This is a genomic window from Micromonospora sp. NPDC049662, from assembly GCF_040675055.1.
In the GTDB taxonomy this organism is placed as follows: Bacteria; Actinomycetota; Actinomycetes; order Mycobacteriales; family Micromonosporaceae; genus Micromonospora.
On record NZ_JBFAOC010000003.1, the window covers coordinates 46,236 to 60,673 of the forward strand.

The following is a 14,438-nucleotide window of genomic DNA, read 5'->3' on the forward strand; positions in this document are numbered from 1 at the left end:
AGTAGATGCGGTTCGGGATCCTGGGGTCTCTGCGTGTCGGTGGTGGGTCCACCGTCACGGCAGGTCGGGACCGGGTCGTGCTCGCGATGCTGCTGCTGCGTGCGGGCCGGCTGGTGCCGGTCGACGAGCTGGTCGACGCGGTCTGGGAGGAAAATCCTCCAGCTACCGCCCGTGCCCAGTTGCAGACGTGTGTGTCGCGGCTGCGGCGTCGCCTCACCGAGCTGGGATTCACCCCGGGGACCATCGTCACCGATCCCGCCGGTTACGGCGTGCGTATCGAGCCCGCCGACCTGGACGCGAACCTGTTCACCCGGGGGGTGGAGGTGGCTCGGGCGGCGGGCGCGGCCGGTCGTCTGGTCGACGCCCGTACGCACTACCGGGCGGCGCTGGCGCTGTGGCGGGGCCCGGCGCTGGCCGGCATCGCCAGCCGTAGTGTCCGTCGCCGGGCGCAGACGCTGGACGAGCAGCGCCTCACGGTGCTGGAGGAGTGCGTCGACGTCGAGCTGCGCCTCGGGGGGGCCGCCGAGCTGATTGAGGAGTTGACCGAGAGCGTCGAGGTGTATCCGTCGCGGGATCGGCTGCGGGGGCAACTGATGCTCGCGCTCTCGTCGGTGGGTCGGCAGGCCGACGCGCTGGCGGTCTACCGGGAGGGCCGTCGGTTCTACGCCGACGAGTTGGGCCTCGAACCGGGTGTCGCTCTGCAGGAGTTGCACCAGCGGGTGCTGGCCGGTGACCTCGCGCTGGCCGGCCGGGAGGTCCGGTCGGTGGCGCCGGTGCGCTCGCTGCCCCGGGCGATCGGCGACTTCACCGGCCGGCAGCAGACGCTGGCGCGTCTGCTGAAGGATGTGGAGGCCGGTGCGCGGATCCAGCTCATCGACGGCATGGCGGGCAGCGGCAAGACCACGCTGGCGGTGCACGTCGCGACTGTCCTCGCGGAGAGCTATCCGGACGCTCAGCTCTACATCGACCTGCACGGGCACAGCGAGCGCACCCCGTTGACGCCGTCGGCGGCGGTGGCAACCCTGCTACGGCAGCTCGGTGTTCCCGCCGACCGGGTGCCGACGAGCCAGGACGACCGGTTGGCGCTGTGGCGCACCGAGCTGGCCGGTCGGCGGGCCCTGCTGGTGCTGGACAACGCCGCCACCGCTGGCCAGGTGACACCGCTGCTGCCCAACGGCTCGCACTGCCTGGTCCTGGTCACCAGCCGTCGCCGGCTGGTCGGCGTGGACGAGGGACGGCCCCTGTCGTTGCCGGTGCTCGACCGGGACGAGGCGGTCGAACTGCTCGGGCATGTGGTCGGCTCCGACCGGGTTGCCGCCGAGCCGGAGGCGGCAGCCGAGATGGTGCGGCGCTGCGGTCACCTGCCACTGGCGATCCGGCTGGCCGGCGCTCGCCTGGCGCATCGGCCCCGCTGGCGCATCGCCGACCTCGCGGAGCGGCTGTCGAGTCGACCCGACCCGCTGGCCGAGCTCGAGGCGGGCGAACGGTCCGTGGGCCGGGCCTTCGCTCTGTCGTACGCCCAGGTGTCGCCGTCGGCGCAGCGTGCGTTTCGGCTGCTGGGCCTGCACCCGGGGGTACGGTTCGACACCTCGGTCGCCGCCGTCCTCGCCGAGTTGTCCCTTCCCGGCGCGCAGGATCTGCTGGACGAGCTGGTCGACGCGCACCTGGTGGAGGAGGTGCAGCCGGGTCGGTACCGGTTGCACGACCTCGTCCGCGAGTACGCCCGGACCTTGATGGCCGATCCGGACCGGGCGGTGGAGCGCCGGGATGGCGTCGAGCGACTCCTCGATCACCATCTGCAGGTCGCCCTCGCGATCGCCCGCAAGCGGGAACTCTCCGCCTCTCGTCCGCAGCTCGTGGTGGCCGAGCCGCTCCGCGCCGACCTGGCCGCGATCGTCGCCGAGCAGGGCGGAGCCTGGGTCGACGAGAACGTGTCCCTGTGGCCGGCCCTGGTCCGCCTGGCCGAGACGGAGGGGTTCCCGCACTACTGCTGGCAGTTGACCAGGGCGTGCTGGTACGCCCAGTTCGAGAGCGGCCGTCTCGACGAGCTGATCGAGACGCACTCCGTCGGACTGCGCGCCGCGGAGGAGTTGGGGGACGAGCGGGCGGAGGCGACGCTGCTCAACTATCTCGCCTCGGCCCACTACCGGCTGGGTGACTTTCCCGAGTCGATCCGGGTGATGGAGATGTCGCTCGACATCTTCCGCCGGCTCGGTCTGCGTCGCGAAGTCCGCAACACCCTCGTCAATCTGGGCACCTCGTACGCCGCCAACTTCGAGTTCCAGCGGGCCCGGGATGCCTACGAGGCTTCCCGGGCGATGGCGACGCGGATGCCCGACAACGACGCGCTGGCGAACGAACTCAACAACCTGTCGATGAGCCTGCTGCTGTGGGGTCGGCTCGACGAGGCGGTGTTCACGGCCCGCAAGCACCTGATCGTCGCCCGTGAGATCGGCGAGCCGCGCCGCATCGCCAACGCCGTCGGGCACCTCGGGATGGCCCGGCACCGGATGGGCGACGTGGGGCCGGCCGGCCGGCTGCTGCGGGCGGCGCTGCGCCTGAAGCGGCAGGTGGGTGCCCGGTTCGGTGAGGGTGAGGTGTTGAACGAGATCGGGATGATGGAGCGCGAGGCCGGCCGTCCGGAGCGGGCCGCCGACCTGCACCGTTCGGCGCTCGTCGCGATGACCGAGGTGGGTGACCGCGTCGCCCAGTGCGGCTCGCGCAACCTGTTGGCCCGGGCCATCCTGGCTCAGGGGGACGTGACCAGTGCCCTCGATCTGTACCGCCGGGTGCTCGCCGACGCGACCGGGTTGGGCGCCCGCTACGAGCAGGGCCGGGCGCTGGAGGGCATCGGCCGGTGCCTGCTGACGACCGATCCGGCGGCGGCCCGCGCACACCTGACCCGGGCGCTGTCCCTGTACCAGCAGATCGACGTGCCGGACCGGCACGAGGTGGAGCGACTGCTCGCCATCGACCCACACTGATCGGTGGGTGACGCGACGAGGCGCCAGGCTTCCGCCTGGCGCCTCGCCCGTCGGTAGCACCTCCACCGACATCGGTACGCCCGCCCGCTGGGGGGTGGGACGGTCGCACCGCCCCCGTCGGATGTCGTCACCGCCAACCTGGAACAAGTCTGCGGTGCACCACACTCGATCCGCTCTCAGATCACTATCACCGGACCGCGTCGTGCTCCCGATGCTGCTGCTGCGTGCCGGTCGGCTGGTGCCGGTCGCCGAGTTGGGCTGACGGATCATCTGCGGTTCGGCCACGGGCGCGGCAGGATGGTACGCGTGACGACTCCAGAGGCGACCGGTTACCGGATCGAACGCGACTCGATGGGCGAGGTGGAGGTGCCCGCCGAGGCGCTGTGGCGGGCGCAGACCCAGCGCGCGGCGCGGAACTTTCCGATCTCCGGCCGGGGCATCGAACCCGCCCAGATCAAGGCCCTGGCCCAGATCAAGGGCGCGGCGGCCGAGGTCAACGGCGAGCTGGGCGTGATCGACGCCAACGTGGCCGCCGCGATCGCCGCCGCCGCCGCGCACGTGGCCGACGGTGGGTACGACGACCAGTTCCCGGTCGACGTCTTCCAGACCGGCTCCGGAACGTCGTCCAACATGAACGCCAACGAGGTGATCGCGACCCTGGCGAGCCGGGAGCTGGGCTCACCGGTGCACCCGAACGACCACGTCAACGCGTCCCAGTCCAGCAACGACGTGTTCCCGTCGTCGATCCACCTGGCGGCCACCCAGTTCATCGCGGAGGACCTGCTGCCGTCGCTGACCCACCTCGCCGAGGCGTTGGAGGGCAAGGCGGCCGAGTTCGAGACGGTGGTGAAGGCGGGGCGTACGCACCTGATGGACGCCACGCCGGTCACCCTCGGGCAGGAGTTCGGCGGTTACGCCGCCCAGGTCCGCTACGGCATCGAGCGGTTGCAGGGCTCGCTGCCCCGGCTGGCCGAACTGCCGTTGGGCGGTACCGCCGTGGGCACCGGGATCAACACGCCGCTCGGCTTCGCCGCCGCCGTGATCGGCAAGCTGCGCGAGTCGACCGGGCTGCCACTGTCGGAGGCCCGTAACCACTTCGAGGCGCAGGGCGCCCGGGACGCCCTGGTGGAGACCTCCGGGCAGCTCCGCACCATCGCGGTGGGCCTCTACAAGGTCGCGAACGACATCCGCTGGATGGGCTCCGGCCCCCGGGCCGGCCTGCGGGAGCTGCGCATCCCCGACCTTCAGCCCGGCTCGTCGATCATGCCGGGCAAGGTCAACCCGGTGGTCGCCGAGGCGATGCGGCAGGTCTGCGCCCAGGTCATCGGCAACGACGCGACAGTCGGGTTCGCCGGCTCGCAGGGCGACTTCGAGCTGAACGTCATGCTCCCGGTGATGGGCCGCAACCTGCTGGAGTCGATCCGGCTGCTGGCCGCCGCGAGTCGGCTGTTCGCCGACCGTCTGGTGGCCGGCCTGGTCGCGGACGCCGAGGTCTGTCTGGCGTACGCCGAGGGCTCGCCGTCGATCGTCACGCCGCTGAACCGCTACCTCGGGTACGACGAGGCCGCCTCGATCGCCAAGGAGGCGCTGGCCAAGCAGGCGTCCATCCGGGAGGTCGTGATCGCCCGAGGCCACGTCGACTCGGGCAAGCTCACCGAGACCCAGCTCGACGAGGTGCTCGACCTGCTCCGGATGACCCACCCCTGACCAGCGCCGCCCTCTGCTCACGCCCGGCGAAGCGCGGCGCGATCGCTCACGCCCGGAGCAGTGCGGCGCGGCCCGCGAAGCGCGCCGAGTCGCCCAGCTCCTCTTCGATCCGGATCAGCTGGTTGTACTTCGCCGTCCGGTCGGAGCGGGAGAGCGACCCGGTCTTGAGCTGACCGCAGCCGGTGGCGACCGCCAGATCCGCGATGGTGGTGTCCTCCGTCTCGCCGGAGCGGTGCGACATGACGACGGTCCAGCCCGCCCGCTGGGCCGTGGCCACCGTGGCCAGCGCCTCGGTCAGGGTGCCGATCTGGTTGACCTTGACCAGGACCGAGTTGCCGACGCCGGTGCGGATGCCCTCGCTCAGCAGCGTCTCATTGGTGCAGAACACGTCGTCACCGGTGAGCTGGCAGCGGTCACCGACACGGGCGGTCAGCTCGCGCCAGCCGTCCAGGTCGTTCTCGGCCATCGGGTCCTCGATGGAGACGACCGGGTAGGCGTCGATGAGCCTGGCGAGGTAGTCGGCGTGCTCGGCGGGCGTGCGGCGTACTCCCTCGCCCGTGTAGTCGTACACGCCGTCGCGGAAGAACTCGGATGACGCCGGGTCCATGACGAGGCCGATGTCCGTGCCGGGGCGGTAGCCCGCGCCCTCGACGGCAGTCAGCACGAAGTCGAGCGCTTCCTCGGCGGTACGCAGCTCGGGCGCGAAGCCACCCTCGTCGCCCACGCCCGTGGAGTGCCCGGCGGCCAGCAGATCGCGGCGCAGGGTGTGGAAGACCTCGCTGCCCATGCGGACGGCTTCGGCGAAGGTGTCCGCGCCCACGGGCACGATCATGAACTCCTGGAAATCGAGTGGGTTGTCGGCGTGGGCGCCGCCGTTGACGATGTTCATCATCGGCAGCGGCAGGAGGTGGGCGTCGGCGCCGCCCAGGTAGCGGTAGAGGGGCTGGCGGTGGGCCGCCGCGGCGGCCTTGGCGACGGCGAGGGAGACGCCGAGAATCGCGTTGGCGCCGAGCCGGGACTTCGTGGCGGTGCCGTCGAGGGCGATCAGTGCGGCGTCCAGACCCGCCTGGTCTGCCGCGTCGCTGCCGCGCACGGCCGCCGCGATCTCCCCGTTGACGTTGGCCACCGCGCGGTCGACGCCCTTGCCGTGCCAGCGCGTCGGGTCTCCGTCGCGCAGCTCCACGGCCTCCCGGGCCCCGGTGGAGGCGCCGGAGGGGACGGCGGCCCGGCCGAACGAGCCGTCCGCCAGCGTGACGTCGACCTCGACCGTGGGGTTGCCCCGGCTGTCGATGATGCGGCGGGCGGTGACGGTCTCGATGGTGGTGGTGACGGTTCCGGCTGCCGGTGCGGACATGGGAGGTCCCTTTCGTTGTCGCCTGCCGTGGCCCCAGCTGCGACAACGCTGGCGCTGGGCCCGACAGCGGCAAACCCTACAGCAATGCTGACCAGTTATGCTGAACAGCCCCGCTGAACAGTATTGCTGTGCAGGTCAGCTGCCCAACAGCGCTGACGAGCGGGGTAAAGTGCCCTGTGCCCACCTCGGAAGCCGCCGCCATCGCCGCCGAACTGCGTACCGCGATGGGCAAGCTCACCCGGCGCGTCAAGCACGAGGACCGCATTCCGCTGGGTCAGATCGCCGTGCTGGGCGCGTTGGACCGCGACGGTGCCATGACCACCAGCGACCTCGCCGCCGACCAGCGCGTACGCCCCCAGTCGATGGCGCGGGCGGTGGGGCTGCTCATGGAACAGAAGCTGATCACGCGACGGGCGCACCCCACGGACGGCCGCAAGTCGCTCGTCGAGCTGTCGGACGCGGGTCGGGCCGCCCTGGAGGCGGAGCGCAGCCGCAGAGCCGGTTGGCTCGCCCAGGCCATCGAGGCGGAACTCACGGATGAGGAGCGGGCACTGCTGGCACGCAGCGCCGCCCTGCTGGAACGGCTCGCCATGCGTTAGACGCTCCCGTCGACGGCAGGGCCGCCGTCGACGAACGTCAGGGTTCGGGCAGTGCCGCCCAGCCGAGGAACCGGACGTAGAGCGCCGCCGGAGCCGGGCCGTCGTGCGGGTTGAGCCGGTACAGGTCGGCCGCCGCGTCGTGCAGGACCGTGCACAGGTAGATGCTCAGCGCGATCCGGTCGTGCGCGTACTCCTGGCGGAGGGTGAGTCGGGCCAGCGCGCACGGCCACGGCGCGGCGCAGACCCGGCAGAGCCACAACGGCCGCAACGGCAGGTGCGGTCGACGGGGTACGGCCGCGCGGTCGTCCGAGACGGTCCGGGTCATGGTGTGGGAGTCCTTTCGAGCTGAATCGCTGGCGACATCACCCCCGCACCCGATCAAGATCGTGCTCGATCCTGGATGTAGTGGCCTCGGCACGTGCGGAGGCCACTGTTTCCACGATCGAGCACGATCTTGCGGGGTGGGACCGCCCGGCACGGGGGTTCGGGCGGTCCCGGGCGATGTCGCTGGCCCGGGGGACGGGGAGCGGCGTCGCACTTCACAGTCTGGTGATCGGACGACTACGGTCGGAAGGGTTCGGCCGACCTGTCGTGGCTGCCCTGTTTCCGGGCGGTGCCGGCTCTGTTGGCCGGCTGGAATTGATCGCCGGCGGGTTGGAGAGTGGTCGGGCATGGCCGATGGGCAGATGACGGCGGCGGCGTTCCTGGTCGCGGAGCTGCGCCGGGCGCGGGCTCGCCGAGGCTGGAGCCAGGACGAGTTGGCCAAGGCGGTCAACTACTCGCCGTCGATGGTCAGCGCGGTCGAGTTGGGCCAGCAGCCGCCCACCGCGAAGTACCTGGAACTCCTCGACCGCGCCCTGGACACCGGCGGCCTCTTCAGCCGCATGTCCACCGAGTTGGTCAGCCTGGACCGGACCCAGCCCTGGCTACGCGGCTGGCAGGCAATCCTGGAGCAGGCGCGCACGGTCCGCTGGTACGAGCCGCGCTACGTGCCGGGGCTCTTCCAGACCGAGGCCTATGCCCGAGCGGTCTTCGAGGCGGGCAACCTGCTCGACTCCGACGAGGTCGACCGGCGCGTCACTGAGCGGATGGACCGCCAGGACGTGCTGCATAGCGAACGAACCCCGCAGATTGTGGCCGTGTTGGACGAAGCGGTGCTGCGGCGACGGGTCGGCGAGCGGAAGGTGATGCGCGATCAGGCGCTGCACCTGGCCAGCATCGCCACCGGGCACCCTCGGGTTCGGCTGCATGTCGTGCCGCGATCCGCCGAGGAGTACCCGGGACTCGGCGGGCCGTTCGCGCTTGCCGCCCTGCCAGATGGCACGAAATTGGCCTATCTGGACAGTCAGGTTCGTGGCCAGGAGTTGGACCAAGAGCATGATCTGGCGCGGCTCCAACGGGTCTGGGAGGCTACGTTGGGCGAAGCCCTGCCGCCGCAGGCTTCCATCGAGTTGGTGAGCGAGGTGGCCGAATCGTGGAGTTGACTGGCGCCCGATGGCGCAAGAGCAGCCGCAGCAACCAGGACGGCAACTGCGTCGAGGTGGCTACGGATCTGGGGGGCGTGGTCGGGGTGCGGGACAGTAAGGACCCGGACGGACCCGTGTTGGTGGTCGACGCGTACTCCTGGCGGCTCTTCGTGGTCGCGCCCCCGCGCTGACCCGACCGCCCGGTCCGCGACGGTGGTCGCGGGGTTTCCTGCGCAACTTCAGGGATACTGCTGCTTCCGCGCGGCGTGAGGCAGCAGTATCCCCGAAGTTGCGTGGATCTTGCGGCGGCCGGCGTCGGGCTGCGGGTAATCGGCTCGACGGTGTCCGCGAGTGGCGGGATGATGCGGGCATGTGGGACGGCGATGGCGAGAGCGTGTCGACCGAGCGGCTGCGGATGCGCCGGTTGACGATGGCCGACGTGGACGCGTTCGTCGAGCTTGACGGCGATCCCGAGGTGATGCGGTTCCTCACCGGCGGCGTCGCGACCCCGATGGAGACGATCCGGGACGAGGAGTTGCCGAGGCTGATCGCCCAGTACGAGCGGCATCCCGGCCTGGGGCGTTGGGCGGCGCTCGACCGGGCGTCCGGTGAGTTCCTGGGGTGGTTCGCGCTCGACCCGTCGGCGGACGGCACGGAGGCCGAGTTGGGCTACCGGCTGCGCCGCGCGGCGTGGGGGCGTGGCCTGGCGACGGAGGGGTCCCGGGCGCTGGTCCAGTACGCGCTCGACGTCGTGGGCGTACGCCGGGTGTGGGCGCAGACGATGGCGGTGAACGAGCGGTCCCGCCGGGTGATGGAGAAGGCGGGGCTGCGTTACGTGCGGACGTTCCACCTGGACTTCGACGACCCGATCCCGGGGACCGAGCAGGGTGAGGTGGAGTACGAGCTGCTGGCCGCCGACGTCGCTCAGGACCGGCCGGCCGCCTTGCGGGCCCGGTAGGCGGCCACGGCGGCGCGGTTGCCGCAGCCGGCCTCGCAGAACCGCCGCGACCGGTTGCGGGACAGGTCGACGACGACGTTGTCGCAGTCCGGGTGCTCGCAGATGCGCAGCCGGCTCAGCTCGCTCGACCGGACCAGGTCGGCGATCGCCATGGCCGCCTCCACCGCCATGCGGGTGGCCAGCGGCGCGTCGCGGGGCACGGCGTGCAGGTGGTACGGCTCGTCGTCGTGCTCGATGAGCTGCGGCAACGCCCGGTGTTCGCGGAGCAGGCCGTTGATGATGTCGACGACCTCGGGCGGTTCGGCGTCCCAGATGCGGCGCAGGCGGGGGCGCAACTGTCGTACGGCGCGTAGTTCCGCGTCGGTGTGCTCGTGCCGTCCGCTGTAGGTGTGCCGGACGAAGAAGGCGTCCAGCGCGGCGACGTCGGGTAGCAGCTCGCCGTCGCGGCCTCCGGTGTTGACCAGGGCGGTGGCGGCGATCAGCGAGCATTCGGTGTCATGAGCGAACAGCAACTTGACTCCTGTCACGATGGCCGCCTAGCGTCATGGGCACAAGGATAGTTTGCCCATGACACACGTGTCGCAGCGAGGAGCGCGAGATGCCGCAACGACCCGCCGTCGGCGCCGCCTTGGCGCTGCTCTCCGCCGTCACGTTCGCCACCTCGGGCACCTTCGCGCGCTCGCTCATCGAGGCCGGGTGGTCGGCCGAGGCCGCTGTCGTCGCCCGGGTCGGGGTGGCCGCCCTGGTGCTCGCGATCCCCGCCCTGCTGGCGCTGCGCGGCAGGTGGCACGTGCTGCGCGACAACAGCTCCGCAGTCGTGATGTTCGGGCTGCTCGGGGTCGCCCTGGCGCAGGTGTGCTTCTTCAACGCCGTGCGCTACCTGCCGGTTGGCATCGCGCTCCTGCTGGAATACCTGGGCATCATCCTCGTCGTGGGCTGGATGTGGCTGCGGCACGGCCAGCGCCCCCGGCGGCTCACCGTGGCCGGCTCCGCCGCCGCGCTGTGCGGGTTGGTGTTCGTCCTGGACCTCACCGGCAACGCCGCCTTCGACCCGGTCGGCGTGCTCTGGGGGCTGGGCGCCGCGTTCGGCCTGGCCGGCTACTTCGTACTCGCCGGCCGGGTCGACCCCCGACTGCCCTCGGTCGCCATGGCCAGCGGCGGGATGGCCGTCGGCGCGGCCGTGCTGCTGCTCATCGGGGTGACCGGGCTGCTGCCGCTGCGTGCCACGTTCGGTGAGGTCACCTTCGCCGGGCAGCGCACCACCTGGCTGCTGCCCATCGTCGGGCTCACCCTCGTCGCCGCGGTGATCGCGTACCTGGCCGGCATCGCCGGCAACCGGATCCTCGGCCCCCGGCTGTCGTCGTTCGTCGGGCTGACCGAGGTGCTGTTCGCCGTACTCATCGCCTGGCTGTTCCTTGACGAACTGCCCACCGCCTGGCAACTCCTCGGTGGCCTGCTGATCGTCGCCGGGGTCGCCCTGGTACGCCTCGACGAGCTGCGCGGCGTGCCCGCGCCCGCCGCGCCCGAGCCCGCGCTGGCGGCCGGCACCCGGTGAGGTCGCTGTCGCGGTGTGGTCGTCGTGCGGTGGGAGAGTGGGTGCCGTGCTGACCACTGTCGTGTTCGACGCTGACGAGACCCTGCTCGACCTGCGGCCCGCGGTGACCGGCGGGCTGGCGGCCGTCCTCGACGAGATGCGGCGTCGCGCACCCGACGCGGCCGGCGTGACGCTCGCCGAGCTGGAATCCGACTGGGGAGCGGTCTTTGGTGAGCTGAGCGCCGCCCCGGTCATGGAGATCCGCCGCGCCGCGCTGGCCCGGTCGCTGGCCCGCGCCGGCCTCGGCGACCACCTCGACGAGATCGCCGACCTCTTCTTTGCCCGCCGGTTCGCCCTCACCCGGCCGTTCCCGGACGTCCCACCGGCGCTGGTGGCGCTGCGCCGCCGGTACACCCTGGGCTTCGCCACGAACGGCAACAGCCGCGCCGAACGCTGCGGGCTCGCCGGCGAGTTCGCCTTCGAGCTGTACGCGCACGAGAACGGCCTGCCCAAGAAGCCCGCCCCGGAGTTCTACGCGGCGGTGGTCGAGGCTGCCGGGGTGCCCGCCGAGCAGATCGTGTACGTCGGCGACTCGTGGGAGCACGACGTGGTGGCGCCCCGACGGGCCGGCCTGCGGTCGGTGTGGCTGAACCGGCACGGGCTACCCCGCCCGGCGGGTCTCATCCCCGACGCGGAGGTGTCCACCCTGGCCGAACTGCCCACGGTCCTGCCGAATCTGCCGGCGGCATCGTCCGACCGGGTGGATCTGGGCGTCGGCCAGGGCGGATGAAGAACAGATTCACCGGCATAACGGACGTTCATCTGGCGGGAACCCGCCAGGTGTTGTGTGATGACGCCACGTCCCTCAACGAGAGGATTCGATGTGGTGAGCAAGCGCTTCACCGTCGGTGCCGTCGCGACCGCGGCGGTACTGGCACTTACGGCAGCGGGCCTGGGTGTACCGGCCAGCGCCGCGCCGAGCACGTCCCGCACCTTCACGGTGGTCGCCGAGGACGGGGTCGCCGTCGACACGGCGGTCGCCGCCATCCGGGCCGCCGGCGGCACGGTGGTGTCCTCGTCCGACGAGGTCGGCATGTTCCAGGTCACCAGTGACCGGGCCGACTTCGCGTCCCGGGCCGCCGCCGCGCCGACCCTGGTCGGCGCCGCCGAGCAGAAGGCCATCGGCCGCAAGCCGAAGCTGGACCGGGTCGAGCAGGAGCACCTGACGGCCGCCACCAAGGCCGCCGCCGGCGCTGCCGCCCGGCGCGGGGCCAAAATGGACCCGCTCGACGACAAGCTCTGGGGCCTGGAGATGATCCAGGCCGACAAGGCCCGCAAGATCGAGCCCGGTGACCGTCGGGTGACCGTCGGCGTACTGGACACCGGCGTCGACGCCAGCAACCCGGACATCGCGCCCAACTTCAACTGGGCGTTGTCGCGCAACTTCGCACCCGACCGGATCGACGTGGACGGCCCCTGCGAGGTGCCGAGCTGCCTCGACGCGGTGGGCACCGACGACGGCGGGCACGGCACCCACGTGGCCGGCACCATCGGCGCCGCCGCCAACGGCTTCGGCCTCTCCGGTGTCGCCCCGAACGTGTCGCTGGTCGAGCTCAAGGGTGGCCAGGACTCCGGCTACTTCTTCCTCGACCCGGTCGTCAACGCCCTGGTCTACGCCGGCCGCAACGGGATCGACGTGGTCAACATGTCGTTCTACGTCGACCCGTGGCTCTACAACTGCACCGCCAACCCGGCCGACTCCCCCGAGGCGCAGGCCGAGCAGCGGGCCATCATCAAGGCCATGAAGCGGGCGCTGGAATTCGCCCACAACAAGGGCGTCACCCTGGTCGGCGCGCTCGGCAACAACAACGAGGACCTGGGCGCGCCGCGTACCGACACGTCCAGCCCGGACTACGGCGCCGACCCGTACCCGCGCCCGATCGACAACAACAGCTGCTGGGACCTGCCCACCGAGGGCCCGCACGTCATCGGTGTGTCGTCGGTCGGCCCGTCCGGCAAGAAGTCGGACTTCTCCAACTACGGCACCGAGCAGATCTCGGTCGCCGCGCCGGGCGGCTGGTTCCGCGACGGCTTCGGCACGGACACGTACCGCACCGACGCCAACATGATCCTGTCGTCCTACCCGAAGCACGTGCTCCAGGAGGAGGGCTCGGTCGACGCCGACGGCAACATCGTCGCCGGTTTCGAGGAGTCCGTCTTCAAGCAGTGCAAGGCCAACGGTGAGTGCGGCTACTACACCTACCTGCAGGGCACCTCGATGGCGTCCCCGCACGCCGCCGGGGTGGCCGCGCTGATCGTCAGCCGGTACGGCAAGCCGCAGGCCCGGGGTGGCTTCGGCATGTCCCCGGACCAGGTGGAGCAGCACCTCTACCGCACGGCGGCCGAGCACGCCTGCCCGGAGCCGCGCCTGCAGCAGTACCGCAACGAGGGCCGTGACGAGACCTACGACGCGTACTGCGCCGGTGGGCTCAACTTCAACGGCTTCTACGGGTACGGGATCGTCGACGCGTACGCGGCGGTGAAGACCCCGCTCAAGCTCAACGCCCGCCCGTAACGCACCGCCCGCGGGGCCCGGTCGACACTGGTCGGCCGGGCCCTGCCGCGTGCGGCGGTCGGGCGCGATGATCGACCCCGGTTTCTTGGAAGGCGGGGTGTCGCGGTGCCCCGGACAGCCCGGTCTCCAAGAAGCCGAGTGGATCACGGCCGCTCACCGCCGCGGCGCGGGCGTTCATCGCCGCCAGCCGCGGGCGTTCAGGGCGGCGCGCACTTCGCGCAGCACCGCCGGGAACTCGGACCCCATCCGTCGACTGGTCACATGGAGCACCAACCAACCCGCGCCGACGAGCAGATTGAGCCGTCGGCGATCACGGTGCAACTGGTCGATGTCGGAGTGCCACTGCCCGTCGTACTCCACCGCCACCCGGTAGGTGGGCCACGCCAGGTCGGGGTGCAGGACCACGCCGTTGGGCAGGCGCACCGGATGTTGGACGACGGGGCGTGGCAGGCCGCCCAACACCAACCGCGCCCGTAGCTGGGACTCCGGCGGGGACTGGGCCCGCCCGTCGGCCAGGTCGAAGAGCCAATCCGCCCGACGAGCCCCGGGTCGGTCCGTGTTGAGGGCGGCCTCCTTGGCCAGCGCGGCGCTGTCGGTCAGTCCCCGCCCGAGCAACGTGTCGATGATGGGGAGCGCGCGGACCGGGTCGAGCCAGACCGCCGTCTCCCAGGCGGACCGCGCCGGACCCGAGCAGGGGAGCGGGCTGCGCGCCAGGCGATCCGGTCCCGGTGGGCGGGTCGCGCCGGTTGGGCGTCTCGCTTTCGAGGGACCGCTCGCCGGTGGATAGGGGACCGCCCGTTCAGGCCTCGGACCGCTTACGCGCGGGCCGGTGGCGGCGTGTTCGGACGCGGTGTGGACATGCACCCGAAGGCCGCGTTGAGCGCCGACCCGCAACGGTCGGGGCGCGAGGATGTGCACGTCGTCGGTGAAGGCGGCGGCGTGCTCGATGCCGTGCAGGAAGGCGGCCGACGGACCACCCACGACCACCCCGGGCGGCAGCCGCAGGAGCGCGGCGCGGCAGGCCAGGGCGTGGTCCCGGTCCAGTCGGGCGTCGGCGTAGATGTCGTGGCGAAGTCGTACCCAGGCGCTGCTGCGTAGCTGGTGCTCGCTGAGCAGGCCATCCCGGACGACGTCGGAGCCGCGGAAAACCTGCCAGGTCAGGGCGTCGGGTCGGTACGGACGTGGTGGCATGCCGAGCAGCGTGCCGCCCGCCGGTCGCCGCCCGGTACCCCTGTGGACAACCCCGCGGAGGGCCCCGCCA

Annotated in this window: 13 protein-coding genes; 9 read left to right on the forward strand and 4 right to left on the reverse strand. The window is 71.6% G+C overall.

Annotation, left to right across the window (positions count from 1 at the left end; genetic code table 11):
- The first annotated feature begins 5 nt into the window (after positions 1 to 5).
- Positions 6 to 2,984 (forward strand): BTAD domain-containing putative transcriptional regulator, encoded by a 2,979-nt coding sequence (locus tag AB0J36_RS03355; RefSeq protein ID WP_357128738.1) that lies wholly within the window; start codon positions 6 to 8, stop codon positions 2,982 to 2,984.
- Positions 2,985 to 3,281: 297 nt separating this feature from the next.
- The gene (locus AB0J36_RS03360; RefSeq protein ID WP_363660078.1) at positions 3,282 to 4,691 is read left to right on the forward strand and encodes a class II fumarate hydratase; all 1,410 of its coding nucleotides are present in this window, start codon (positions 3,282 to 3,284) and stop codon (positions 4,689 to 4,691) included.
- Between the two features lie 46 nt (positions 4,692 to 4,737).
- Here AB0J36_RS03360 and eno read toward each other — a convergent pair whose 3' ends face one another.
- Positions 4,738 to 6,045: a phosphopyruvate hydratase gene (gene eno, locus AB0J36_RS03365; RefSeq protein ID WP_357128744.1), complete on the reverse strand. Its 1,308-nt coding sequence runs from the start codon at positions 6,043 to 6,045 to the stop codon at positions 4,738 to 4,740.
- A gap of 176 nt (positions 6,046 to 6,221) precedes the next feature.
- On the opposite strand from eno, the gene AB0J36_RS03370 reads away from it, so the two are divergent.
- Positions 6,222 to 6,644: a MarR family transcriptional regulator gene (locus tag AB0J36_RS03370; RefSeq protein ID WP_234583379.1), complete on the forward strand. Its 423-nt coding sequence runs from the start codon at positions 6,222 to 6,224 to the stop codon at positions 6,642 to 6,644.
- A 37-nt stretch (positions 6,645 to 6,681) separates the two neighbouring features.
- Here the strand turns inward: AB0J36_RS03370 and AB0J36_RS03375 are convergent, their stop codons facing one another.
- Complete coding sequence (locus AB0J36_RS03375; RefSeq protein ID WP_357392310.1) at positions 6,682 to 6,969, reverse strand: hypothetical protein; 288 nt, start codon at positions 6,967 to 6,969, stop codon at positions 6,682 to 6,684.
- Between the two features lie 346 nt (positions 6,970 to 7,315).
- On the opposite strand from AB0J36_RS03375, the gene AB0J36_RS03380 reads away from it, so the two are divergent.
- The 3 genes from AB0J36_RS03380 to AB0J36_RS03390 all read left to right on the forward strand — a co-directional run bounded on the left by AB0J36_RS03380 (position 7,316) and on the right by AB0J36_RS03390 (position 9,068).
- Positions 7,316 to 8,128, forward strand: a complete 813-nt coding sequence (locus AB0J36_RS03380; protein ID WP_357172531.1) for a helix-turn-helix transcriptional regulator — start codon at positions 7,316 to 7,318, stop codon at positions 8,126 to 8,128.
- On the forward strand, positions 8,119 to 8,301 hold the full coding sequence (locus AB0J36_RS03385; protein WP_278142938.1) for a DUF397 domain-containing protein: 183 nt from the start codon (positions 8,119 to 8,121) through the stop codon (positions 8,299 to 8,301). Before AB0J36_RS03380 ends, AB0J36_RS03385 begins: the two co-directional genes overlap by 10 nt.
- Positions 8,302 to 8,480: 179 nt before the next feature.
- A complete protein-coding gene (locus AB0J36_RS03390; RefSeq protein WP_357392311.1) occupies positions 8,481 to 9,068 on the forward strand; it encodes a GNAT family N-acetyltransferase in 588 nt (195 codons plus the stop codon).
- Here the strand turns inward: AB0J36_RS03390 and AB0J36_RS03395 are convergent.
- The gene (locus tag AB0J36_RS03395; protein ID WP_357392369.1) at positions 9,035 to 9,580 is read right to left on the reverse strand and encodes a CGNR zinc finger domain-containing protein; all 546 of its coding nucleotides are present in this window, start codon (positions 9,578 to 9,580) and stop codon (positions 9,035 to 9,037) included. The genes AB0J36_RS03390 and AB0J36_RS03395 overlap by 34 nt on opposite strands.
- An 86-nt stretch (positions 9,581 to 9,666) precedes the next feature.
- On the opposite strand from AB0J36_RS03395, the gene AB0J36_RS03400 reads away from it, so the two are divergent.
- The 3 genes from AB0J36_RS03400 (at position 9,667) to AB0J36_RS03410 (ending at position 13,177) form a co-directional block, all read left to right on the forward strand.
- The gene (locus tag AB0J36_RS03400; protein WP_357128758.1) at positions 9,667 to 10,623 is read left to right on the forward strand and encodes a DMT family transporter; all 957 of its coding nucleotides are present in this window, start codon (positions 9,667 to 9,669) and stop codon (positions 10,621 to 10,623) included.
- Between the two features lie 46 nt (positions 10,624 to 10,669).
- Complete coding sequence (locus AB0J36_RS03405; RefSeq protein WP_357392312.1) at positions 10,670 to 11,392, forward strand: HAD family hydrolase; 723 nt, start codon at positions 10,670 to 10,672, stop codon at positions 11,390 to 11,392.
- 96 nt (positions 11,393 to 11,488) lie between these two features.
- A complete protein-coding gene (locus AB0J36_RS03410; RefSeq protein WP_357392313.1) occupies positions 11,489 to 13,177 on the forward strand; it encodes a S8 family serine peptidase in 1,689 nt (562 codons plus the stop codon).
- A gap of 174 nt (positions 13,178 to 13,351) precedes the next feature.
- Here the strand turns inward: AB0J36_RS03410 and AB0J36_RS03415 are convergent, their stop codons facing one another.
- Positions 13,352 to 14,368 carry a hypothetical protein gene (locus AB0J36_RS03415; RefSeq protein ID WP_357392314.1) on the reverse strand — a complete coding sequence of 339 codons (1,017 nt, stop codon included), beginning with the start codon at positions 14,366 to 14,368 and terminating at the stop codon, positions 13,352 to 13,354.
- Between the last annotated feature and the right edge of the window lie 70 nt (positions 14,369 to 14,438).